Here is a 23,734-nt window from a genome sequence, read left to right on the forward strand (position 1 = left end):
ACCGCAGCGATACACAAGCCGCATCGCCCCTTTCGCGAAGCGGAGTGGTTCGCGGCGTCGATTACGCCTTGGCCTCGTTACGGCGAACGATCTCGGCGATCCAAATCGGCGCGAACGGCGACGTGCAGTTCGGGGGAGTCGGGTAGTCCTTGAGCACCTCGAGGCGTTCGCCAATGTCGATCGCGCGGTCGCGCAGCTCGGGGTTCGCGATGCCGATCTCGGCAAGGGTCTGATTCATCGCCCACTGCAGGCGCTCGGGAGCGTCGCGCATCTCGCGCTCGATCTGGTCGAGCAGCGCCGGCTCGTCGATGCCCTCCGGGCGCTTCACGACGCGCTCGCTCGTGAGCGCCCAGCCGGCGCTCGCGACGATAGCGTCCGCGTCGCCATGCTTCGCATTGATCGCGGCCATCTTCGGGTCGCTGATGCTGTCGAATTCGGCGAGCAGCTCGGGCACGTGCTCGGTCATGGCGATCTCCTCGGGTCGGGCCTGGGGCGGCCATTCCCAGCTTAGTGACGCCGGCAGCAGTGCTCGGGGTTGACTCGACCGTAGTTACATGGTTAGTTGGCTGAGTAATGAACCACGGCGGTAGTGAACCCGTCGCCACGACCAACCGGAGGTGACATGCTCGACGAATCCAAACCGCTGTTCATTGCGGTGGCAGAACAGATCGAAGATGGCATTCTCGACGGCACCTACGCCGAAGACAGCGCCGTTCCCTCGACCAACGAACTCGCCGCGTTTTTGCGCATCAACCCGGCCACCGCCGGCAAGGGGCTCAACCGCCTCGTCGACGCAGGCATCCTCACGAAGCGCCGCGGCATCGGCATGTTTGTTGCCTCCGGCGCCATCGACCGACTCCGGCGCCGTCGCCAGGACGGCTTTCGCGAGCAGTACATCCGGCCGCTGCTGCGAGAAGCTGCGCAGCTCGGCATCCGCCCCGAAGAGATCGCCACCATGATCACCGAGGAGACCACCTCATGAACGCCATCGAACTCACCAACGTCAGCAAGCATTTCCGCGACGTCCACGCGCTCGACGACGTCTCCGTCACCCTCGACGAGCACCGAATCTACGGGCTGCTCGGCCGCAACGGTGCCGGCAAGACCNTGAAGCTCCTGACGGGGCAACAATTCGCGACTTCCGGCAGCGTGCGGGTGTTCGGCGAGAACCCCGTCGAGTCGGCGCGCGTGCTCTCTCGCACCTCGTTCATCCAAGAGAGCCAGAAATACCCCGAACAGTTCCGCGCGAGCGACCTGCTCGACATCACCGCGGGGCTTTACCCCGAGTGGGACGCCGACTTCGCGGCGCAGCTGGTCGACGACTTCCGCCTGCCCGTGAAACGGGTGATCCCGAAGCTCTCGCGCGGCCAGCTCTCGGCCGTCGGCATCATCATCGGCCTCGCCTCGCGGGCGCCGTTGACGATCTTCGACGAGCCATACCTCGGCCTCGACGTCGTGGCCCGCCGGCTGTTCTTCGACCGGCTCCTCGCCGATTTTGGCGAGCATCCGCGCACCGTGTTGCTCTCGACTCACCACATCGACGAGGTCTCGAAGCTGCTCGAGCACGTCGTGCTGCTCGACGAGGGCCGCGTGCTCGCCGACGCCTCGGTCGACGAGTTGCGCAGCGCGGCGACCGAGGTCTCGGGGCGGGCCAGCGACGTGCGCGCCTTCGCCGCCGACCGCGAGACGCTGCAGCTGCAGACACTCGGCAGTCTCGCGACGGCCGCGGTGCTCGGTGACCGCGCCGAGATCGTCGCTGCGGCATCCGCAGCCGGGCTCGACACCGCGCCCGTGTCGCTGCAGGACTACATCGTTCACCTCACGACCTCGGCGGCGCCGGGCGCCGTCACGGCAGGAAAGGAGTAGCCATGCGCTACAAGAGTGTCGTCACGATGCACACCGTCAACCGCATGCAGACGTACGGCTGGCCGCTCGTGATCATGCTGATCGCCATCGCCTTCACTATCGCGATCGCGATCGGCCTCACTGTGCACTCGGTGTCCGACGCCGAGGGTGTCGAGGGCATGAACAATGGCATGCGCTTCAACGGCGCGATCTTCACCGTGCTCGGCCCGATCGTCATGCTCGGCTTCATCTCGATGGGGCAGTACTTCCCGCTCGCCCTCGGCCTGGGGCTAACCCGACGCGAATACGTGCTCGGCACCTCGCTCGTGTTCCTCGGCTACGCCGTCGTGTTCACCGCGATCGTGCTCATCGGCAAGAGCATCGAGCTCGCAACGGACGGCTACGGACTGCGGGTTCGGTTCTTTGACGTCGCGTACGTCGGCTTTGGCCCGCTGTGGCAGACGGCGATTCAGACCTTCCTCATCGCCATGAGCGCGATGCTCGTGGGCGCGGCCTTTATCTCGGGCTACTTCCGCTGGCGCCAGACCTTCATCTGGAGCTTCTTCATCACCGTGGCGGTGGTCGGCCTCGCCGTCGCGATCCTGTCGATGCGGTCGTTCGAGTTCGCGACGTGGTTCGGCAGCCTGTTCGCCCTCGACTGGTGGGCCTACATGACCACACTCGGGGTCGTGGCGGTGGTCGCCGGCGTGGCCTGGCTCGTTCTCGTGCGGCGTACCCAGCTGCGCTAACTCGTGCGGCTCACACTACTGGCGCCCTGGNTGGGTGACCTTGGGGCAGAACTTCGACGCGGCCGCGGTGCAGCGGCGCACCATGTGGGTGCTCGTCACCGTGCAGGTGATCGGCATGATCGGTGTCGGCGCCGCGCCCTCGGTGGGCATCCTGCTCGCGAACGAGGTGACCGAGAACGAGGCCATTGCGGGACTCGCGCGCAGTTCAACCACCCTCGGCGCCGCGCTCTTTGGCCTCCCCCTCGGCAACCTCGCGGCCCGCGCGGGCCGCCGCACCGCGCTGACCCTGGGCTGGTTCGTCGCGGCCGCGGGTGCTGGCCTGCTCGTCCTGGCGGCACAGTTTTCGTTCGTCGTACCGCTCTTTCTTGGGCTGTTCGGCATCGGTGCGGGCACGGCTGCTGGCCTGCAGTCTCGCTTCGCCGCGACTGACCTGGCCCCCGCATCCGCCAAAGCTCGATCGCTCGCGCTCGTCGTCTGGGTGGGCACCCTAGGTTCGGTGCTCGGCCCCAATCTTGGTATGCCGGGGGAGTGGCTCGGCGATCAGCTCGGCCTGACGGTGTTCGCGGGCGCGTTTCTCATCGCCGCTGTCTGTCTCGCCGCCGCCGGCGTCGTGGTCTGGCTGCTGCTGCGGCCCGACCCGCTGCGAACGCTGCAAGCGCTCGCCCCGGCACCGCCCCGGCCCACCGCATCCGGCGGCTCGCGCCTTCGCCTGGCGTTCGCCGAAATGCGGCGCAACCCGCCGGCCCGCTACGCGCTCGTCGCGATTCTGGTTGCCCAGTCGGTCATGGTCGCGATGATGACGATGACGCCGGTGCATCTCACCCACCTCGGCGACTCGGTCACCATCATCGGCATCACCATCTCGCTGCACGTCGCGGGGATGTATGTGCTCGCGCCCGTCGTCGGCTGGTGCGTCGGCTGGCTCGGCCACCGCGGCACGATTGGCATCGGGGTGGTGGGGCTCGCCGCGTCATGCCTTGTCGGGGCGCTGCGGCCCGGCGACACGAGCTGGGTCGTCGTGTCGCTGGTGCTGCTCGGGGTGGGCTGGTCGTTCGTCAACGTCGCGGCCTCGGCGCTGTTCAGCGGGGTGGTGGCGGATGCGCACCGCGCGCAGGCGCAGGGTGGGGCGGATGCGCTCGCGAACCTCTGCGCCGCGGTCGCGGCCTTCGCGTCCGGCCCGCTCATGGCGGTGACGAGCTTCTCGGTGCNTGGCGATCGTTGCGCTCGCGCTGCTCGTGCCCTTCGCCGTGCTTACGGTGACGGCGCGGCCGGCCGCTGGCTAGGCGCCGTGGAACTCGCCCCTGGTTAGTGGACCGAGATCAGCTCGAGTTTCTCGGCGGCGCTGTCAGAGACAAAACTGGCGCCCGAGTAGTCGCCGGTCAGGCCGATGCGGATTTCAACGTCGCCGACAGGCCTGCCGAACTGATCGGACTCAACATCGTTGTTGGTTGCCCGGTCGACCGAGACCGAGATGTTGTCCTCCCTCACCTCGCCGATTTTTGGCCTCGCCTCGTCGAGGGCGTGCTTGACGAACGGCTCGATGCCCGCCCAGTTGACGTCGTCGAGCGACAAGAACTCGGCACTCGATTCCGGCAGGCCCGAGTACGGGCCGTCGTGCTCGAACCCGCCGTTGCGGATCGTCCAGCTGTCCGAGTCGGTCGTGTCGATGCCGATCGGCGCATTCACGCCGATGACCGCGGAGCCGATGTAGACCGCCTCGACGGGGTTGTGCCCGAGTTCGCCCTCGAGCTTCGGAATGAGGTAGTCGAGGTAGTCGGAGTCCCAGTTGTCAAGGAAGAGCTGTCCCTGCTGCAGCGCGAGCGCCGTGTAGCTCGTGAAGCGGGTGTTCGGCAGCACCGCGATGGCGATGCCAGCGAGGATGGCGAGCGCGTAGAGCACGCGCCGGCCGGCACGACCCATCTTGCCTCGGTCGAGCAGCGGCTTCCGGAGGGTGCCGTCGTCGCTTTCTCGGGTAGCTAGCGGACGGCGTGCGCTCGAATGAATGCGCGCAGCTGCTCGGCGTCGTCAGGCATGCTCACGGTGCGCTGTGGCCGCTGCAGCAGGTCGGCGAGTTCTTCAGAGACCTCGGGGTCTCGGTCGATCGCCTCACGCACCGTTTCGGCAAACTTCTGCGGCTTCGCGGTCTCGAGCACGAGCATGGGCACGCCGGGTTCGTGGAAGCCGCGTGCGACGGTGACGCCGTCGGCGGTGTGCGGGTCGAGAATGTAGCCCGACTTCTCGTAGCTCGCGCGGATCGCGGCGATGCGGTCGAGGTGCGTGCTCATGCCACCGACGATGCCGAATTCGGGCATGAAGCGCGGCTGTTCGGCCGAGAGGTCGAGCGTGCCCGTGGCGTCGAGCTCCTCCCACGCGGCGCGAAGCTTGTCGGGGTCGCTGCCGAGCAGCATGTAGACAAAGCGCTCGAGGTTCGACGCCTTCGAGATGTCCATCGACGGGCTCGAGGTCGCGAGGGTCTCGGCGCGCGAGCGCGGCGCGTAGATGCCGGTGCGGAAGAACTCGTCGAGCACGTTGTTCTCATTCGTCGCGAGCACGAGCAGGAAGACGGGTACGCCCATCTGCTTCGCGAGGTGCCCCGAGAAGATGTTGCCAAAGTTGCCCGACGGCACCGAGAACGAGACCTGCGAGCCAGCGAGCGTCGCAGCATCCGCGCCGTTCTCGGCGAGGGTGTCAGTGACTCGCAGCCAGGCCCAGAAGTAGTAGACGACCTGCGCCGCGACCCGGCCGAGGTTGATCGAGTTCACGGTGCCGAGGCTGACCTCGGCCTTGAACTCGAGGTCGCCGTTGAGCGCCTTGACGAGGTTTTGGCAGTCGTCGAAGACGCCCTCGACGGCGATGTTGTGAATGTTCTCGTCCGGCAGCGAGTACATCTGCGCGCGCTGGAACTCGCTCATGCGGCCCTGGGGCGAGAGCATGAAGACGCCGATGTTCGGCTTCGAGCGGAACGCGTACTCGGCAGCCGAGCCGGTGTCTCCCGAGGTCGCACCGAGGATGTTCAGGGCCTCGCCGCGCTGCTCGAGCACGTAGGGGATCGCCTCGCCGAGGAACTGCATCGCCATGTCCTTGAACGCGAGCGTCGGGCCCTCCGAGAGGCCGACGAGCGAGAGCTGCTCGTCGAGCTTCGTGATCGGCACGATCGATGAGAACTGTTCGCCGTAGGCCCGCGCGCAGATCGCGTCGAGATCCTCGCGCGGAATGTCGGTCCAGAACAGGCCGATGACCTCGGCCGCGAGCTCGGGGTAGCTCAGCCCGCGCCACGACTCGAGCTGCTCGCTCGACACCTGCGGAATCTCCTGAGGAACGACGAGACCGCCGTCGGGCGCGAGCCCCTCGAGAAGAATGTCGCTGAAGGATGCGGGCTGCATGCCGCCGCGCGTGGATACGAACTGCACTGGGGTCCTCTTTTGCCTCGACGACTAGTCGTATCTATTCTGCCAGGGCTCGGTAGCAGGCTCGCACGCAGTGGCAAGATTGGGCGCATGACTGCGACCCAGCCGCATCCCGCCGACCAGCACGACCTCATTCGCGTGCACGGCGCGCGCGAGAACAACCTGAAGAACGTGTCGGTCGACCTGCCGAAGCGACGGCTCACGGTGTTCACCGGGGTGTCGGGCTCGGGCAAGAGCTCGCNTGTCTTTGACACCATCGCCGCCGAGTCGCAGCGCATGATCAACGAGACCTACAGCGCGTTCGTGCAGGGCTTCATGCCGTCGCTCGGTCGCCCCGAGGTCGATCTGCTTGAGGGGCTCACGACCGCCATCATCGTCGACCAGGAGCGGATGGGGGCGAACTCGCGCTCGACGGTCGGCACCGTGACCGACGCGAACGCGCTGCTGCGCATCCTCTATGTCCGCCTCGCCGAGCCAAACCTCGGCTCGCCGCAGGCGTACTCGTTCAACGTCGCATCGGCGTCCGGCCAGGGCGCCGTGTCAGTGCAGGGTGGCAAAAAAGAAGTACGGCGCTTCGAGGTGCTCGGCGGCATGTGCCCAAGCTGCGACGGCATGGGCCAGGTGAGCGACCTCGACCTCGATGAGCTCTTCGACAAGAACAAGTCGCTGCGCGAGGGGCCGTTCAACATTCCCGGTTACACGGCGGATGGCTGGAACGTGAAGATGTTCATTGACTCGGGTTTCTTCGACCCCGACAAGAAAATCAAGGACTTCACCGAGCAGGAGCGTCACGACTTCCTCGACAAAGAACCGACGAAGATCAAGTTCAACGGCATCAACATCACGTACAACGGGCTGCTGCCGAGCATCCAAAAGTCGTTCCTGCAGAAAGACCGCGAGTCGATGCAGCCGCACATCCGCGCGTTCGTCGACCGCGCGGTCGCGTTTCAGCCGTGCCCCGAGTGCGGCGGCACGCGACTCGCGCAGCCGGCGCGCCAGTCGAAGATCGCGGGCAAACACATCGGCGAGCTCTGCGCGATGCAGCTCACCGAACTCGCGGCGTGGGTGCGCGAGCTGGATGCGCCCGAGGCCGCGCCGCTGCTGCGCTCGCTCCTGCACCTGATCGAGTCGTTCGTGCGCATCGGGCTCGGCTACCTCTCGCTCGACCGTGCCTCCGGCACGCTCTCGGGTGGCGAGGCCCAGCGCACGAAGATGATTCGCCACCTCGGATCCTCGCTCACCGACGTCACCTACGTCTTCGACGAGCCGACGGTTGGCCTGCACCCGCACGACATCGAGCGCATGAACGAGTTGCTGCGCGAGCTGCGTGACAAGGGCAATACCGTGCTCGTGGTCGAGCACAAGCCCGAGACGATCCAGATCGCCGATCACGTCGTCGACATCGGCCCCGGCCCAGGCACGGCGGGCGGCAACATCACGTTCGAGGGCACCGTCGACGAACTTCGCCGTAGCGACACCCTCACCGGCAGGCACCTCGACGACCGCACCCAGCTCAAGGAGACGACGCGGGTAGCGACCGAGGCGATTGAGGTGCGCGGCGCGAACGCGCACAACCTGAACAACGTCGACGTCGATATTCCGCTCGGCGTGCTCACCGCCATCACGGGTGTCGCGGGCTCGGGCAAGAGCTCGCNGCTCGGCGACGTGGTGGGCAAGGACGACCGCGTGATCCTCGTCGACCAGTCGGCGATCCGCGGCTCGCGCCGCAGTAACCCCGCGACCTACACGGGCATGCTCGACGGCATCCGCAAGGCCTTCGCGAAGGCGAACGGCGTGAAGCCGTCGCTGTTTTCGCCGAACTCTGACGGCGCCTGCCCGAACTGCAAGGGCGCGGGCGTCATCTACACCGACCTTGCGATCGCCTCGGGCGTGACGACGACCTGCGAGGTCTGCCAGGGCCACCGCTTCGACGGTGAGGTGCTGCAGTACACCCTCGGCGGCAAGGACATCGCCGAGGTGCTCGAGTTGCCGGCCGCGGCGGCCGTGGAGTTCTTCGCCGAGGGCGAGGCGCGCATCCCCGCCGTGCACAAGATTCTGCTGCGCCTCGTCGATGTCGGGCTCGGCTACATCACGCTCGGCCAGCCCCTCACCACGCTCTCGGGCGGCGAGCGACAGCGGCTCAAGCTCGCGAACGAGATGACAGAGAAGGGCGCGATCTTCGTACTCGATGAGCCGACCACCGGCCTGCACCTCGCCGACGTCGAGCAGTTGCTCGGGCTTATCGATCGCCTCGTCGACGGCGGTAAGTCGGTCATCGTCATCGAGCACCACCAGGCCGTCATGACCCACGCCGACTGGATCATCGACCTCGGCCCCGGCGGCGGCAACGAGGGCGGCGAAATCGTGTTCGAGGGCACGCCGCGCGAGCTCGTCGACGCCCGCTCCACCCTGACCGGGCAGCACCTCGCCGCCTACGTCGGCGCGTGACCGGCGTGCTCGGTCGGCTGCCCGACCTCCTGCGAGCGGCCGAGGCGGATGCGCTGGCCGCACTCGAGCGGGCGCGCGCCGGCGAGGCGCCGCTCGTGCCGCACACCCACGCCGTGCCCGGCCGACTCGTGTCCGGCGACAATCTGCGCGCGCTCGCACAACTCGTCGTCGAAGCTGAGGCGGGCGAGCGGCGGCCGGCGCTCGTTTACCTTGACCCGCCATTCGATTCGAAGGCCGACTATCGCTCGCGGGTGACGACCTCGCTCACCGACGGTGAAGCGGTCTCGCTTGAACACCTCGCGTACTCCGACCGCTGGGGCGGCGGCACACCCAACTATCTGCGGATGTTCGCCGCGCGACTCGTGCTCGTGCGCGAGCTGCTCGCNGCCGACGGCGCGGTGTGCGTGCACGTCGACTGGCATGCGTCGCACTGGGTGCGGGTCGTGCTCGACGAGGTGTTTGGGGCCGACAACTTTGTCAACGCCCTCGTGTGGAGCTACCGCTCGGGCGGTGCGTCGCGCACCCGCTCGGTGCCGCGCAAACACGACGATCTGCTGCTCTACCGCCGCAGCGACGCGTTTCGCATTCGTCCGCTCACCGAGCGGCAATACCTCGAGCGGCCGTTCATCGGCAGCAAGATCGACGACGAGGGTCGCCACTACGTCGACACGCTGCTGCGCGACGTGCTTGAGGGCGCCTTCAACCTTGTGAGTGAGGGTGGCGTGCATCCGGTCAGCGTGCGGCCCGTGCTCAACGTCTCGGCCGAACGCACCGGCTATGCCACACAGAAGCCGCTCGGCCTGCTCGAGGTGCTGCTGCGATGGACCACCGACGGCAGTGACCTCGTTGTCGACGCGTTCGGCGGCTCGGGCACGACCGCGCTCGCGGCGGCGGGCCTCGGGCGAGCGTGGGTGAGCGTCGACAGCAACGCGCAGGCGGTCGCGACGACGCAGGCGCGGCTCGACGGGGCCGGCCACGCGTATCTCGTCGGCCGCGAATCCTGGGGCGACGCGAGCATCCGCGCTAACTTTGCTGGCGCGACGGTGCGCCTCGAGGCCTTCGAAGGCACGGCGCTCGGGGCGTTTCGCGCGGCACGCAACGGGCCGACGGATGCGGTGGCGCGCGTCGGCGCGGACGGCCTTGCCGGCGTCGGTGGTTGGGCGCTGCGGTATCGCGACCTGCGCCTCGCGAGCGCGTGGCGGGATACTCGGGGCCGGCTCACGACCGAACTCGCGGTTCCTGACGGCGTTGAGCCCGCCGACATCACGCTCGAGGTGACCGACCTCGCGGGGGTCACGACCGTGGCTACGCCGTCGGCGTAACGCTGATCAATATCTCGGGTCAGCGCGACAATTCGCTGCCGATTGCGCCTAGGGTTGTGGGTAGGGCCCGGCGCTGCCGCCGGCTTCTCGGGGAGGAGATGCCATGCACAAGATCAAGAACGTCGTTATCGGTGTCCTGACGTCAATGCTGAGCCTCGTCCTCATTCTTACCGGCGTGAGCGTCGCCCACGCGGCCGACATCACGCCGATCGCCGCCATGCCCCTCGCCGTCACCGGCGCGAGCGGCTTCGGGATCGCCGCGGGCGTGGTTGCTGCTCTGCTCGTGCTGGGCACGGCACTCATTCTTCTCCGCAACCGCCGCAACCGCGACGAACCCTAAGCGCCCGCTCCGGGCTGCCCCGCGCGGTTAGGCGGCGTTCGGGTCAGCCTGGTGGATGCCGAAGACGTTGTTCTCGGTGTCGACAAAGTAGCCCTGCCACGCCATGCCCGGCAGCGCGTACTTCGGCAGTGCCACGGTGCCGCCTGCCGCCTGGATCGAATTGGCGGCCGCGTCGAAGTCGGCGACGCCGATCGTGATCACGGCGCCGGCGACGGGGCCTCCCGTGGGCGGGTTCTCACCCTGGCGCTGCATGATCGCGCCGTCGATGCCGTTGCCGACGCCGGTCGTGGCACCGAAGTAGGGCATGCCGGCGTACTCGCTCCAGTCCTCGAGTTTCCATCCGAACGCGGCCGAGTAAAACTCGGCGGCGCGCTTCGGGTCGGCGGCGTGAATCTCGAAGTGGACGGGGCGGCCCGTGCTCCACTCCTCGGCTGGGGCGTCGCGGCGTTCGGCGGTTGGGGCCGCTTCGGCTGCAGTGTCGTCGGCGTTCGTCGTGCCCGCGGCAGGCGCATCCAGCTGCCCGTCGCTGTGATGCTCGTGACGGACTTCATCGGAGTGCGCGAGAGCGGCGCTCAGGGCATCGTCGTCGGGGGTTTGCTGGGACTCGTTCGTGGTCATGCTGGCTCCTGGTGGTCGGGTGTGCTCGGGTGGCGCACGAGCGGTTGCGCGCGGGCTCCGGCGCCCGCAGCGTCAGTGTAAAAATCGCATCCGAAAGTCGGCTGCGTGGAAGCCGGTACGATCGAAGACACGCTTTCTGCGCGGCGTCCCCAGGCCGCGGCGGCGGTGCGGAAGAAAGGTTCCACGTGACGGTCGGCGACACCCTGACGAGCACTCAGCACGACGAAGCCCGTGAACTGGCGGGCATGTTGCGCGACGCGATTGAGGGCGATGTCGACTCGTCGACGCTGCGTCGCGGCGAGTATTCGACCGACGCCTCGAACTACCGCATCGTGCCGAAGGTCGTCACCTTCCCGCGGTCGGCCGACGACCTCGTCGCGATCGCCGACGTGTCGCGCGCCACGAGCACGCCGCTGCACCTGCGCGGCGCGGGCACCTCCATCGCCGGCAACGCGATAGGCCCCGGCATCGTCGTCGACACCTCGCGCTACCTCAACCGCATTCACGAGATCGACCCCGTCGAGAAGATCGCGCGCATCGACCCGGGCGTCATCGTCGCCCAGCTGCAGGACGCCGCGAAGCCGCACGGCCTGCGCTTCGGGCCCGACCCCTCGACCTGGACGCGCTGCACCGTCGGCGGCATGATCGGCAACAACGCCTGCGGCTCGCACTCGCTGCGCTTCGGCCGCACCGCCGATAACGTCATCGACCTCGACGTCGTCGATGGCCAGGGACGCCGCTTCACCGCGGCCGACGACCTCAGTGTCGTGCCGGGCCTGCAGGAGTTCACGACGCGTCACCTCGCGCTGATCCGCACCGAGTTCGGCCGCTTCGGCCGCCAGGTGTCGGGTTACGCGCTCGAGGCACTACTGCCTGAACGCGGGCACAACCTCGCGCAGTTCCTCGTCGGCTCCGAGGGCACGCTCGGCGTCACGCTTGGCGCCACCGTGCGCCTCGTCGATGTGCCGTCGGCGCCGGTGACCATCGCGCTCGGCTACTCGTCAATGTACGCGGCCGCCGACGACATCCCGAACCTGCTCGAGCAGCGCCCAGGCGCGATCGAGGGCATGGATGCGCGCCTCGTCGACGCGGTGCGGCGCAGCCACGGCGCCGAGGCAGTCTCGGCGCTGCCGGAGGGCGCCGGCTGGCTCCTCATCGAGATGCCCGGCGAGAACGAGGCCGACGCGCTCGACCGCGCGAACAAGCTCATCCGCGCCTCGGCGGCGATCTCGTCGAACGTCATCGCCGACCCGGCGAAGGCGCGCCCGATCTGGCGCGTGCGCGAAGACGGTGTGGGCCTCGCGAGCCGCACGCCGGCGGGGGAGCAGGCCTGGCCCGGCTTTGAGGATGCTGCGGTGCCGCCGGAGCGCCTCGGTGACTACCTGCGCGAGTTCGACAAGCTTACCGAGCAGCACGGCATCGAGGGCATGCCATACGGCCACTTCGGCGACGGCTGCATTCACGTGCGCCTGTCGATCCCGCTCGAGCGCGACGGTGCCGTGATGCGCCGCTTCATGCTCGACGCCGGACGCCTCGTCGCCGACTTTGGCGGCTCGATCTCGGGTGAGCACGGCGACGGTCGTGCCCGCAGCGAGCTGCTGCCGCTCATGTACTCCGACGAGGCGATCGCTGCGTTTGGCGAGGTGAAGGCACTGTTCGACCCCCGCAACGTGCTGAACCCCGATGTGCTCGTGCAGCCCGCGGCGCTCGACGCCGACCTGCGGCGCCCGCAGGCCTTGCCGACCCCGCGCATCCGCGGTGGGTTCTCGTGGGCTGAGGACGGTGGTGACTTCACCCGCGCCGTGCACCGCTGCGTCGGTATGGGCAAGTGCCGCGCCGACAACTCGGCCGCGGGCGGCTTCATGTGCCCGAGCNTCAGGCGACGAAGGACGAAACGCACTCGACCCGCGGCCGGGCTCGTGTGCTCCAGGAGGTCACGAACGGCGGCCTCATTAAGGGTGGCTTTAGCTCGCACGAGCTCGCCGACTCGCTCGACTTCTGCCTGAGCTGCAAGGCCTGTGCGAGTGATTGCCCCGCGGGCGTTGACGTAGCGGCCTACAAGTCGGAGTCGCTCTACCGCAAGTACAAGGGCAAGCTGCGCCCGATGAACCACTACGTGCTCGGGCAGCTGCCACGGTGGGAGAAGCTCATGGTGCCGTTCGCACCGGTCGTCAACGGCGTGATGGGGCAGGACTGGCTGCGCAAGCTGCTGCTGCCGGTCGCCGGCGTCGACTCGCGCCGCCGCATCCCGAAGGTCGCCCGCCGCAGCTTTGCGGCCGACCGTCGTCGCGCCGAGAAGGCTGGCGTCGCCCTGCGGGTGACCGCTGCCCGCACCAAGACTGATCGCGTGCTCGTGTGGGCCGACTCGTTCTCGAACGGCTTCGCACCCGGCGTCGATCACGACGTCGTGCGCGTGCTCGAGCACGTCGGCCTCGAGGTGGTCACGCCGGCGCGGTCCGTGTGTTGCGGCCTCACCTGGATCTCGACGGGACAGCTCGACGGTGCCCGCAAGCGTCTCGCTCAGCTCATGGACGAATTTGCCCCGATTGTCGACTCGGGCGTGCCGATCGTCGGCGTCGAGCCGAGCTGCACCGCGGTGCTGCGCAGCGACCTGCTCGAGCTGTTTCCCGACGACCCGCGCGCGAAGCTCATCGCCGAGAACACGTTCACGCTCTCGGAGGTGCTCATGGGCCGCTCGCCGGTGACGCCCGACTCCGAGGTCGAACTGCCGCGCCTCGACGGCCTCGAACTCGTCGTGCAGCCACACTGCCACCAGCACTCGGTGATGGGCTTCGCGCCCGACCGCCAGCTGCTCACCTCGCTCGGCGCCGAGCTCACGCAGCTCGCGGGCTGCTGCGGCCTCGCCGGCAACTTCGGTCTCGAGAAGGGCCACTACGACGTCTCGGTTGCGGTGGCCGAGAACGCGCTGCTGCCGGCGCTGCGCCAGGCGAGCGACGACGCGGTCTTCCTCGCCGACGGGTTCTCGTGCCGCACGCAGGCGGAGCAGCTTGCCGATAAGGAAGGCGTGCACCTCGCAACTCTGCTCGCGCAGCGGTTCTAGCCCATAGACCAAACGTGAACGGGGCGTGGTCGCGAGAATTCTCTCGCGACCACGCCCCGTTTGCTGAGCTGGTGCGCTTGCTTAGACTTGCGCACCGTCGGTGCGCGGCGCGGCCTCGCCGGCCTCGGCGGCCGACTGCTGCTTCTCGATCTCGGCCCGCACCTCGTCCATGTCGGCGGCGGCAACGGCCTCGATGACCTGCTCGACGGCGGCCGCGGGCAGCGCGCCAGCCTGGTTGAACATGAGCACGCCGTCGCGGAACGCCATGAGCGTCGGGATCGAGCGGATGCCGAGTTCACCCGAGAGCTGCTGGTTCGCCTCGGTGTCGACCTTGCCGAAGGTGATGTCGGGGTGAGACTCGCTCACCTTTTCGTAGATGGGGCCGAACTGGCGGCACGGACCGCACCAGGCGGCCCAGAAATCGACGAGGTGAATGCCCTCGCCAGTCACGGTCTCCATGAAGTTCTGCTCGTTGAGCTCAGTGGTTGCCATAAACGCCTCCTCGTGCCGCACCCTCGGTGCGGAGTCCAATCGATAGTTGAGAGAACACACGGCCCGGTGGTCGTATTCCACCGGGCCGTGTGCGTGGGTATCAGTTCTCGCGGTCGGGGCGCTCGAACGGCGAGGCGTCGCCATTCTCCGCGTCGTCGCCGTCGTCGGTGAACGCGTCGAAGCTCAGCGCATCCGAGTCGCCACGCTGCGGTGTCTCGGCTTCGGCGTCGGCCGCCAACGCGTCGAACGGCGACGCATCGCCGGTGTCGCTCGCGGGCGTCGCGTCCTGCGCGTCCGACTCGCTCGGCGCATCCGCAACGATGTCATCAAACGCCGACGAGGTCGCGGGGGCGTCCGCACCCGAGTCCGTGGTGTCGCCGAGGAGGTCGGACGCGCTCAGCGGCTCGTCCTCTCTCGAGACGCCGCCGCCGAGGGGCGCGATGGTCTCGGGCTCGGCCTTCTGTTTCGGCGCGTCGTCGTCGGGGTCGGCGACGTTGAGGCTGCCCTCGGCCGTGGTGCGGCCGGGCACTCCGTAGTAGTTGTAGAGCTCGTCCTCTTCTTCGGGCGAGAGGTTCTGGTCGATCTCGGTGAACGGTGCGCTGTGCACCTTCGCCTTGTCGTAGGGCACCGTGATGCGCTTCTCAGTCTGCTCCGACTCGTCGAGCGGAATGAAATATTCCTTGGTGCCAAACATGCCAGTCTTCACCGTGACCCAGTTCGGCTCCTGCGTCTGGTCGTCGAGGTAGACCTGACCGACGCGGCCGATCTTCGCCCCGTTCTTATCGAAGACGGTCGACTGGAAGATGAGCAGCAGCGCGGCCTCGGCCTCGCGGGCGGCGAGCTCCTCCTCGCTCGGCGCGGCGTTCTCGACCTCGCTCGGGGCGACCGAGATCTCGTCGTCGCCGACCTCGGGTGTCTCGATCGAGGCGTCGCCGGAGTCATCGGAGGGGCTCACGGCGTCGGCGGGCACCGACGCTGCGTCGTCGCTGGTCGGATCGACGGCGTCGTCCTGAAAGTCGTTCGAATCAGCCATTGCTTTCCTCTGCGGTTGGACTTCGCGCGAATACACGCACTGTGCAGACTATCCAATCACGCAGAGCGCACGCTGCCCGCTAGCGGTCACCGGGTGGCGGCAAGGGCGGCAAACCATCGGCGAGCCGTTGCTGCGGGGTCGCATCGTCGTCGCGGTGCGCTGCAGTTTCAGTGGGCGCCGCACCGGTCTCTGCGTCGGTAGGGCGGTCACCGTCGTTCGTCGGGGCGGATACGCTACTTTCCGCCTGCGGGCGGCCCGTCGACCCCTCGGCCTGGGGGTGCTGCGTTGGCTGCTGAGGTGCCGACTGTTGCGGACCGGCTTGTTGGGGCTCGCTCGGTCCCGCGGGCCAGGACGGCCCCTGCGGGCCGGGGTTGGCGCGGCCAGGGCGGGCATCGCCTCGGCCGCGTCGCGCGCGGCGAATGAGGCGACGGATGACCGCGAACCAGAGCACCGAGATGATCAGCGCGAAGATCACGAGGCCGGGAATCGCGTAGCCGAGGCCCTGCACGAAGCGGCCGAGCGACGACACGAAGTCGTGCCAGCCCTGGGCGAGGCCGTCGAGGAAGGTGCCGCCGTTGTCGTCGTCGGGCGACGTGTACTCGGTGCTGAAGTTCACCGTCACGGTCGACATCGCGACGTCGTCGTCGAGCACCTCGAGTTGACTCTCGAGACTCTGCAGCTCGGCCTGACGCTCGCTGAGCTTCTCCTCGACCTCGAGCAACTCGGTGACGTTGTCGGTCGCCTCGAGCATGGCCTCGAGCGAGGTGATCGACGATTCGAGCGCCGAAATGCGCGACTCGAGGTCGACCTTCTCCATCGTGACGTCCTGTGCGCTCGACTGCAGGCTCGTCACCTCGCCGAACTCGCTCAGCTCGGCGACGAAGGCGTCGTGGTCTTCGGCCGGCACGCGCACCGTGACATTGGAGCTCGGGCGGCTCGAGTCGAGCGACTCGTCGCGGGCCTCGATGTAGCCGCCGTACTTGTCGGTGAGGCCACGCAGCGCCGAGACGGCGCCGGGCACATCCGTCACGGTGACATAGGCGGAGGTCGTGGTGATGACCGCGCGCTCGGCGGTGGTGCCCGAATCGCCGGTCTGTTCCTGGGGCGCGGCCTCATCTTGCGCGCCGCCGTCGCTCGGCGCGTAGTCCTGCTGTGGATCGGAGACCTGCTGGTCGCCGGCGCTGGAGGAGGCACCGGGGCCGACGGCACAGGCGGTGAGCAGGCCCACAAGAGCGAGCCCACCCGTGAGGGAGGCAAGGAGGCGTCGTCGTGTCGGAGTCATGCCCTCAGTCTCCGCGCTTCGGGGAGTGAAATCGTCACCCTCACGTCAGATCGTGACCCTGGCGACACGCAACGCAGGGCGGATTTTCGCTGCGGGCGGGAACTTTCCGCCCGGCGTACCTAGCCGAAGAGATCCGGGTCTTTGCCCGCGCGCTCGCCGGTGTCGAGCGCGGCGATGGCCGCGAGGTCGGCATCGCTGAGGCGCACCTGCAGCGACTCGAAGTTCTCCCGCTGGCGGTCGGGGTGCACCGACTTCGGGATCACGACGTTACCGATCGCGAGCTGCCACGCGAGGATCGCCTGCGCGGGCGTGCATCCGTGCTGTTGTGCGATGACCTGCACCGTGGGGTTCTCGAGGTCGATGCCGCGGCCGAGCGGCGACCATGCCTCGGTCACGATGCCGTGCTCGTCGTGGAACGCGCGCAGCTCGGGCTGTTGGAAGCGCACGTGCAGCTCGACCTGGTTGGCCGCCGGCGTCTCCCCGGTTTCGTCGATGAGACGCTGCAGGTGGGTCGGCGTGAAGTTGGCGACACCGATGGCGTGCGCGCGTCCCTCGTCGCGCAGACGGAGCAGGGCCTCCCACGTCTCGACGAACTTGTTCTGGGCGGGCGACGGCCAGTGGATCAGGTAGAGGTTGACCTCCTCGACGCCGAGCTCCTCGAGCGAGTCGTCGAACGAGCGCAGGGTGGCGTCGTAGCCGTGGCTGTCTTGCCACATCTTCGTCGTGAGGAACACTTCGTCGCGGTCGATGCCGCTGCGGCGAAGGCCCTCTCCGACGCCCGCTTCATTCGCGTAGAGGGTGGCCGTGTCGAAGTGGCGGTAGCCGATCTCGACCGCAGACTCGATCGCGCCGGGCACATCCTCGTTGCTGATCTTGTAGACGCCGAGGCCGAGGAGTGGGATGCGACTGCCGCGGCGCAGTTCACGTGTAGGCGAAAGTTCACTCACGCCCTCGACCATATCCCTCGGCGGTGACCCGCGCATCCGGTCGGCTAGATCTCCTGCCGGAGATCGATGATGGGTGCTGCTCCAGTATCGGCTTTCGGTTCGAGGCTTGCCTGACGCAGGTCGGGGTGCCAGCGGATCGTCGAGACTGCGACGAGGAAGGCTGCGGTGACGAGGGCCGAGGCGACATAGAGGCCGCCGCGCGAGCCGAGGTGGTCAATCGCAATACCCGCGAGGCTGCTCGCCAGCGATGAGCCGAACATGATCGCGGTCGCGAGCCATCCGAAGGCCTCGGCAGTGTCGCTGAAGCGCACCTTCGCGCTGACGCTCGCGTTCGCCACTGCAATGACGGGCGCGCAAGAGGCGCCGGCGACGAACAGACCGATCGCGAGCAGCCACGGGTTTTCGGCAACGAGGAGCGCGAGCATCGTGCCGACGACGGCCAGGAACACCCGCGAGGTGAGCGAGCTACGGCGCATCGGCAGGTTGCCGGTGAGCAGGCCGCCGGCAAACGAGCCGACCGCCGAGACCGCGAGGATCACACCGGTGATGGGGGAGTCGTGGCCGTAGTGCGCGACGATCGACGCGTCGATGGCGCCCCAGATGCTGAGCGTGAGCATAAGCACGACGCACATGATGACGACGACGGGGTTGCGCAGCACTGCGCCCATGCGCCGAGGTGAGGGCGGAATCTTCACCATGCCGATTTCGGGCGCGCTCGCGAACCAGACGCTGCCGACGAGCAGCACGATCGCGGCGATGAGGATCGTGATGCTCGTGTCCCAGATCGCGCCGATGCCGATCGTGACGAGCGGGCCGAGGATCCAGATGAGCTCCTGCAGCGTCGCGTCGAACGAGAAGAGCGTGACGAGCTTCGGTCCGCGCACGAGGGTGGGGTAGACGGTGCGCACGGCCGACGACACCGGGGGCACCGTGATGCCGGCGACAAACGCGACGGCGGCGGTCAGCCAGGTGGTCATCGGCACGAGTGCGATCGCACCGAGCGCGAGGGCACAGACCACCATGGTCGGCACGAGGATGCCGCGCATGCTGAATCGACTCATGAGACGGCCGCCGAGCGGGCCGGCGATGCCCTCGGCGATGCCGAACGCGGCGAGCACGATGCCGGCGGCCGTGTAGCTGCCGAGGCGCTGCTCGACGTGGATCAGCAGGCCAATCGCGAGCATGCCGGTGGGGAAGCGGGCAGCAAGCTGCGAGAACAGGAGTCGGGCAACTCCCCGCGACCGCAGCACCTCAAAATAGTGACGCACGCCACGAGCCTAGTTGAGGGCTCGTGGCGTGCGTGACGCGGAATGCGTTCGGCTTAGGCGTCCCAACCGGATGCGCGCAGTGCCTCGCGCACGGCGTCCTTGACTGAGTAGGGGACGAGGGTTCCCAGCACCTCGACGTCTTGGCGGTGGCCGTGGCCGCCGACGAAGATGATGTCGTTCTCGTTCGCGAGCGAAACGGCCTTCGCGATGCCCTCGGCCGAGTCACCGATCTCGTAGACCTCGCGGTCGGGGAACTCGGTGTGGAGCGTATCGACGAGCGTCTTGCGGATCGCCGCAGGGTCTTCGAAGCGGGGGTTGTAGTCGGTGACCACGACGACGTCGGCGATCGCGGCCGAGCGAGCCATGTCGGGGCGCTTCGTCTGGTCGCGGTCACCGTCGGCGCCGAACACCATGAACAGGCGACCCTTCGTGAACTGGCGCAGCGTCGTCAGTACGGCCGCGAACGACGCCGGCGTGTGGCCGTAGTCGACGTAGACGCGGGGTCCGGAGCCGCCGGCATTGACGGGGTCGAGGCGGCCGGGCAGCGTGAATTCGAGGCCCCGCTCGTTGTCGAGCGCTTCGAGGAAGCGGTCGAAGGCGAAGCCCGCCTCGACGAGGGCGACGACGGCAAGCGCGAGGTCGACCGCGACGAACGAGCCGGGCTGGTTCACCCAGCTTGTGAGCGAGCGGCCATCGGGCGAGGTGAGCGTGAATTCCGTACGGTCGAGCTCGACCTCGCGGGTCGTGACGTGCCAGTCGGCCGCGGTTTGCGCATCCGTGCTGATCGTTGTGACCGGCACCTTCGCCTCGTTCGCGAGGCGCGCGCCCCACTCGTCGTCAACGAGCGTGACGGCGTGGCCGACCCGGTCGGGGGTGAACAGCGCGAGCTTCGACGCGAAGTAGTTGTCCATCGTGCCGTAGTCGTCGAGGTGGTCTTGGGCGAAGTTCGTGAAGATGGCGCTTGAGAAGAACAGGCCGTCGATGCGGTGATGCGTGATCGCCTGCGCCGACACCTCGATCGCGGCAGCTTCAACCTCGGCGAGGCGGAAGGCGGCGTTCAGCGCGTGCAGGTCGTCGGCCTCGGGCGTCGTGAGGCGACCAGAGTCGCGGGTCGTGATGCTCGTGTCGCCGATGCGGCGCTCGACCGTGCCCGAGAGGCCGCTGCGAACGTCGAGCGCGCGTAGGAGGGCGTCGACGAGGTAGGCGGTGGTGGTCTTGCCATTGGTGCCGGTTACACCGATGAGTACGGGGGAGTCACGGTGCGTGCCGTAGACGAGCGCGGCGACCTGGCCGAGTACCGCGCGGGGGTCTGGATGCACGAGCACGGGCAGGCCCGCCTCGCTCGCGAGCTCGACGCCGGTCGGGTCGGTGAGCACTGCGGTGGCACCGGATGCGGCCGCCTTGGCCGAGAACTTGGCGCCGTGCGTGCGTGCGCCGGGGAGTGCGACGAAGAGCGAGCCTGCGACGACAGTGTTGGTCGAGCTCGAAACACCGTTCACCTCGACGTCACCGTTGGTGGCTGTGGTGTCGGCAAAGGTCGCACCGACGGTCTGGGCGATCGATTCGAGGTGTGTCGCGGGAAGACCTTCGGGGCGTGCGGGGTTGTAACTCATGGGTGCTCCGTAAGACGGGTTGAGGGCCGGTACGAACGCTAGTGGATTGGCGTCCGGAACGGCACTTGGACACGGTGAGCGGCCGCAGATTTGCCGGGTCGTTCGCGCCAGGCAAAGCATGTCGGAGGCGCATGGTCGACTTGTCTTGTCAGTGTGCATCGAGCTGTGGAGGCGGTGTGGATAACACCCCGAAAACTGTGCAGACACGCCGTGAACCTGTGGATGTTCATGTGGATAATTACACGCTTGTAATCCGAGATGTAGTGGTGCTAGATTCCTTGGACACAACATCTAGTGGCGCCACCGCTTCGGCGACACCATGACGATCGCAAAGTTTTACCCCAGTCAGATCTCGTTTAGTTAGGCAGCAGCATGACCGTTTCCGTGTACAGCAAGCCCTCCTGCGTTCAGTGCACCGCGACCTACCGTGCCCTCGACAACCAGGGCATTGAGTACGAAGTCTTCGACGTCTCGGCTGACGACAAGGCGCTCGAGGCCGTCAAGGCACTCGGGTACCTGCAGGCACCGGTCGTCGTGACCGAGGACGACTCCTGGTCGGGCTTCCGCCCCGACAAGATCACCGAACTCGCGCAGCTGCGCAGCGCGTAACTTCGGGAGGTGGCATGTCTGGCCTCGTGTATTTCTCGAGTGCTTCGGGAAACACGCACCGGTTTCTGACCAAGCTGGGGCGCGAGGCCAGGCGCATCCCTCTCTATACCCACGAACCCACGATCCTCGCCGGTGAGCCGTATGTGCTCATTATTCCCACTTACGGCGGGGGTACACCGAAAACCGCAGTACCCAAGCAGGTCATTAAGTTCTTGAACCTCCGAGAGAATCGGGAACTGCTGCGCGGCGTCATCGGCGCCGGGAACACCAACTTCGGTCGGGCATACGGTCTGGCAGCCGACGTCATCGCGGCGAAATGCCAGGTACCCGTGCTCTACCGCTTCGAACTCTTCGGCACTCCAGAAGATGTGCAGAACGTCAACAAGGGATTGGACCAGTTTTGGCAACAGCAACCGACGCTCGCGACGACGTGATCACGATCGAAGCCCCGAAGAAGGGCCAGAGCTCGGGCATCGACTATCACGCGCTCAACGCGATGCTGAACCTCTACGACGCCGACGGTCGAATTCAGTTCGACAAGGACCGTGAGGCCGCACGCGAGTACTTCCTCCAGCACGTGAATCAGAACACCGTGTTCTTTCACGACCTCGAGGAGCGCCTGACCTACCTCGTCGACAACGAGTACTACGAGGGCGGCGTCATCGAGCAGTACTCGCTCGAGTTCATTGGGCAGCTGCGCGAGCGCGCCTACAAGGCGAAGTTCCGCTTCCCGACGTTCCTCGGCGCGTTCAAGTTCTACACGTCGTACGCGCTGAAGACGTTCGACGGCCAGCGCTACCTCGAGCGCTTCGAGGACCGCGTGCTCATGGTGGCGCTCGGCCTCGCGCAGGGCGACGAGCAGCTCGCGACCGCCCTCGTCGACGAGATGGTCTCGGGTCGGTTCCAGCCGGCCACCCCGACCTTCCTCAACGTCGGGAAGAAGCAGCGCGGCGAGTTCGTCTCGTGCTTCCTCCTGCGCATCGAGGACAACATGGAGTCGATTGGTCGCTCGATCAACTCGGCGCTGCAGCTCTCGAAGCGTGGCGGCGGCGTCGCCTTCAGCCTGAGCAACGTGCGCGAGGCTGGCGCCCCAATCAAGCACATCGAGAACCAGTCGAGCGGCATCATCCCGATCATGAAGCTGCTCGAAGACAGCTTCAGCTACGCGAACCAGCTCGGCGCTCGCCAGGGCGCCGGCGCGGTGTACCTCAGCGCGCACCACCCCGACATCATGCGCTTCCTCGACACGAAGCGCGAGAATGCCGACGAGAAGATCCGCATCAAGACGCTCTCGCTCGGTGTCGTGATTCCCGACATCACGTTCCAGCTCGCGAAGCGCAAGGAGCCGATGTACCTCTTCTCGCCTTACGACGTAGAGCGCGAGTATGGCAAGCCCTTCGGCGACATCTCGATCACCGAGCACTACTACGAGATGGTCGACAACGCGAAGATCCGCAAGCACAAGATCGACGCGCGCCAGTTCTTCCAGACGCTCGCCGAGATTCAGTTCGAGTCGGGTTACCCGTACATCGTGTACGAAGACACCGTGAACCGTGCGAACCCCATCGAGGGCCGCATCAACATGTCGAACCTCTGCAGCGAGATCCTCCAGGTCAACTCGCCGTCCACCTATCACGACGACCTCTCGTACGACCACATCGGCGAGGACATCTCGTGCAACCTCGGCTCGATGAACATCGCGCTCGCGATGGACTCGGACAGCCTCGGCAAGGCGGTCGGCACGGCCATCCGCGCGCTCACCGCAGTGAGCGACATGTCGAGCATCGACTCGGTCCCGTCGATCCGCGAGGGCAACGACGGCTCGCACGCGATTGGCCTCGGTCAGATGAACCTGCACGGCTACCTCGGTCGCGAGCGAATCCACTACGGCTCCGAAGAGGGTCTCGACTTCACGAACATGTACTTCTACACGGTCGTGTACCACGCGATCCGTGAGTCGATGGAGATCGCGCGCGAGCGCGGCGTGCGCTTCCGCGGCTTCGAGAACTCGAAGTACGCGTCGGGCGAGTTCTTTGACAAGTACACCGAACAAGAGTGGGCGCCGAAGACCGAGCGCGTGCGCGAGCTGTTCGCCGAGCACCACATCCCGACGCAGGATGACTGGCGCGAACTCAAGGCGCTCGTCCAGCAGCACGGCATGTACAACCGCAACCTGCAGGCGGTGCCGCCGACCGGTTCGATCTCGTACATCAACAACTCGACCTCGTCGATCCACCCGATCGCCTCGAAGATCGAGATCCGCAAGGAAGGCAAGATCGGCCGCGTCTACTACCCGGCGCCGTTCATGGACAACGACAACCTGGAGTACTTCGAGGACGCCTACGAGATCGGCCCCGAGAAGATCATCGACACCTATGCCGAGGCGACGCAGCACGTCGACCAGGGCATGTCGTTGACGCTCTTCTTTAAGGACACCGCGACGACCCGCGACATCAACAAAACGCAGATCTACGCGTGGACCAAGGGCATCAAGACGATCTACTACATTCGCCTCCGTCAGCTCGCGCTCGAGGGCACCGAGGTCGAGGGCTGCGTCAGCTGCATGCTCTAGCCCTCTTCTCACCCCAACTCGCAGAACGGCCGGACCCCTTTCGGGGCTCGGCCGTCCTCCGTTTCCGCCCTCACACGGTGCCGACCCGCAACGAGATGCCGCCGAGGGGGGGTTGAGTGGTCGTTTTT

General features: G+C 67.2%; 21 protein-coding genes and 1 pseudogene. 12 read left to right on the top strand and 10 right to left on the bottom strand.

The window, feature by feature from the left end:
- Window positions 1-61: 61 nt before the first annotated feature.
- Window positions 62-382: pseudogene (locus tag ID132_RS10365) on the bottom strand (DNA alkylation repair protein); the annotation flags it as partial.
- A 240-nt stretch (window positions 383-622) separates the two neighbouring features.
- Between ID132_RS10365 and ID132_RS10370 the strand changes: the two are divergent.
- The 4 genes from ID132_RS10370 to ID132_RS10385 all read left to right on the top strand — a co-directional run bounded on the left by ID132_RS10370 (window position 623) and on the right by ID132_RS10385 (window position 3,903).
- Window positions 623-982, top strand: coding sequence for a GntR family transcriptional regulator (locus tag ID132_RS10370; protein WP_125106380.1), 360 nt, complete (start codon window positions 623-625; stop codon window positions 980-982).
- A complete protein-coding gene (locus ID132_RS10375; RefSeq protein WP_193128548.1) occupies window positions 979-1,866 on the top strand; it encodes an ABC transporter ATP-binding protein in 888 nt (295 codons plus the stop codon). The genes ID132_RS10370 and ID132_RS10375 overlap by 4 nt, the downstream gene beginning before the upstream one ends.
- A gap of 2 nt (window positions 1,867-1,868) precedes the next feature.
- Entirely contained in the window at window positions 1,869-2,594 is a 726-nt protein-coding gene (locus ID132_RS10380) for a hypothetical protein (protein ID WP_193128549.1), read from the top strand.
- 115 nt (window positions 2,595-2,709) lie between these two features.
- Window positions 2,710-3,903, top strand: a complete 1,194-nt coding sequence (locus ID132_RS10385; protein WP_459562476.1) for an MFS transporter — start codon at window positions 2,710-2,712, stop codon at window positions 3,901-3,903.
- On the opposite strand, the gene ID132_RS10390 is transcribed toward ID132_RS10385, so the two are convergent.
- Entirely contained in the window at window positions 3,900-4,514 is a 615-nt protein-coding gene (locus tag ID132_RS10390) for a hypothetical protein (protein WP_193128550.1), read from the bottom strand. The two genes, ID132_RS10385 and ID132_RS10390, sit on opposite strands and share 4 nt — an antisense overlap.
- A 56-nt stretch (window positions 4,515-4,570) precedes the next feature.
- The gene (thrC, locus tag ID132_RS10395) at window positions 4,571-6,004 is read right to left on the bottom strand and encodes a threonine synthase (protein ID WP_193128551.1); all 1,434 of its coding nucleotides are present in this window, start codon (window positions 6,002-6,004) and stop codon (window positions 4,571-4,573) included.
- A gap of 87 nt (window positions 6,005-6,091) precedes the next feature.
- Between thrC and ID132_RS10400 the strand changes: the two genes are divergently transcribed.
- From ID132_RS10400 to ID132_RS10410, 3 genes are all read left to right on the top strand, one after another.
- Complete coding sequence (locus tag ID132_RS10400; RefSeq protein WP_193128552.1) at window positions 6,092-8,449, top strand: ATP-binding cassette domain-containing protein; 2,358 nt, start codon at window positions 6,092-6,094, stop codon at window positions 8,447-8,449.
- Window positions 8,450-8,577: 128 nt separating this feature from the next.
- Window positions 8,578-9,771: a DNA methyltransferase gene (locus ID132_RS10405; protein ID WP_459562477.1), complete on the top strand. Its 1,194-nt coding sequence runs from the start codon at window positions 8,578-8,580 to the stop codon at window positions 9,769-9,771.
- 103 nt (window positions 9,772-9,874) lie between these two features.
- On the top strand, window positions 9,875-10,111 hold the full coding sequence (locus ID132_RS10410; protein WP_125106373.1) for a hypothetical protein: 237 nt from the start codon (window positions 9,875-9,877) through the stop codon (window positions 10,109-10,111).
- A 27-nt stretch (window positions 10,112-10,138) separates the two neighbouring features.
- On the opposite strand, the gene ID132_RS10415 is transcribed toward ID132_RS10410, so the two are convergent.
- On the bottom strand, window positions 10,139-10,729 hold the full coding sequence (locus tag ID132_RS10415; protein ID WP_125106372.1) for a VOC family protein: 591 nt from the start codon (window positions 10,727-10,729) through the stop codon (window positions 10,139-10,141).
- Between the two features lie 245 nt (window positions 10,730-10,974).
- Between ID132_RS10415 and ID132_RS14935 the strand changes: the two genes are divergently transcribed.
- Entirely contained in the window at window positions 10,975-12,735 is a 1,761-nt protein-coding gene (locus tag ID132_RS14935) for an FAD-binding oxidoreductase (RefSeq protein WP_459562478.1), read from the top strand.
- Window positions 12,651-13,790 carry a (Fe-S)-binding protein gene (locus tag ID132_RS14940; protein ID WP_328744217.1) on the top strand — a complete coding sequence of 380 codons (1,140 nt, stop codon included), beginning with the start codon at window positions 12,651-12,653 and terminating at the stop codon, window positions 13,788-13,790. Before ID132_RS14935 ends, ID132_RS14940 begins: the two co-directional genes overlap by 85 nt.
- Before the next feature lie 81 nt (window positions 13,791-13,871).
- Here the strand turns inward: ID132_RS14940 and trxA are convergent, their stop codons facing one another.
- The 6 genes from trxA to ID132_RS10450 form a co-directional block, all read right to left on the bottom strand.
- Window positions 13,872-14,282 carry a thioredoxin gene (trxA, locus tag ID132_RS10425; RefSeq protein WP_125106371.1) on the bottom strand — a complete coding sequence of 137 codons (411 nt, stop codon included), beginning with the start codon at window positions 14,280-14,282 and terminating at the stop codon, window positions 13,872-13,874.
- Between the two features lie 100 nt (window positions 14,283-14,382).
- Window positions 14,383-15,315 (bottom strand): PRC-barrel domain-containing protein, encoded by a 933-nt coding sequence (locus ID132_RS13200; RefSeq protein WP_206427673.1) that lies wholly within the window; start codon window positions 15,313-15,315, stop codon window positions 14,383-14,385.
- 79 nt (window positions 15,316-15,394) lie between these two features.
- Complete coding sequence (locus ID132_RS10435; RefSeq protein WP_125106370.1) at window positions 15,395-16,597, bottom strand: DUF4349 domain-containing protein; 1,203 nt, start codon at window positions 16,595-16,597, stop codon at window positions 15,395-15,397.
- 119 nt (window positions 16,598-16,716) lie between these two features.
- Window positions 16,717-17,544: an aldo/keto reductase gene (locus tag ID132_RS10440; RefSeq protein ID WP_328744222.1), complete on the bottom strand. Its 828-nt coding sequence runs from the start codon at window positions 17,542-17,544 to the stop codon at window positions 16,717-16,719.
- A gap of 44 nt (window positions 17,545-17,588) precedes the next feature.
- Window positions 17,589-18,812: an MFS transporter gene (locus ID132_RS10445; protein WP_193128554.1), complete on the bottom strand. Its 1,224-nt coding sequence runs from the start codon at window positions 18,810-18,812 to the stop codon at window positions 17,589-17,591.
- 53 nt (window positions 18,813-18,865) lie between these two features.
- Window positions 18,866-20,425 (bottom strand): Mur ligase family protein, encoded by a 1,560-nt coding sequence (locus ID132_RS10450; protein WP_193128555.1) that lies wholly within the window; start codon window positions 20,423-20,425, stop codon window positions 18,866-18,868.
- 372 nt (window positions 20,426-20,797) lie between these two features.
- Here ID132_RS10450 and nrdH point away from each other — a divergent pair, with 372 nt between their 5' ends.
- The 3 genes from nrdH to nrdE are packed head-to-tail and all read left to right on the top strand — an operon-like array spanning window position 20,798 to window position 23,606.
- Window positions 20,798-21,034: a glutaredoxin-like protein NrdH gene (gene nrdH / locus ID132_RS10455; RefSeq protein ID WP_125106366.1), complete on the top strand. Its 237-nt coding sequence runs from the start codon at window positions 20,798-20,800 to the stop codon at window positions 21,032-21,034.
- Window positions 21,035-21,048: 14 nt separating this feature from the next.
- Window positions 21,049-21,468, top strand: coding sequence for a class Ib ribonucleoside-diphosphate reductase assembly flavoprotein NrdI (gene nrdI / locus ID132_RS10460; RefSeq protein WP_193128556.1), 420 nt, complete (start codon window positions 21,049-21,051; stop codon window positions 21,466-21,468).
- Window positions 21,465-23,606 (top strand): class 1b ribonucleoside-diphosphate reductase subunit alpha, encoded by a 2,142-nt coding sequence (gene nrdE, locus ID132_RS10465; protein ID WP_328744230.1) that lies wholly within the window; start codon window positions 21,465-21,467, stop codon window positions 23,604-23,606. The genes nrdI and nrdE overlap by 4 nt, the downstream gene beginning before the upstream one ends.
- The last annotated feature ends 128 nt before the right edge of the window (window positions 23,607-23,734 follow it).

The organism is Gulosibacter sediminis, from assembly GCF_014904065.1.
Classification (GTDB): domain Bacteria; phylum Actinomycetota; class Actinomycetes; order Actinomycetales; family Microbacteriaceae; genus Gulosibacter; species Gulosibacter sediminis.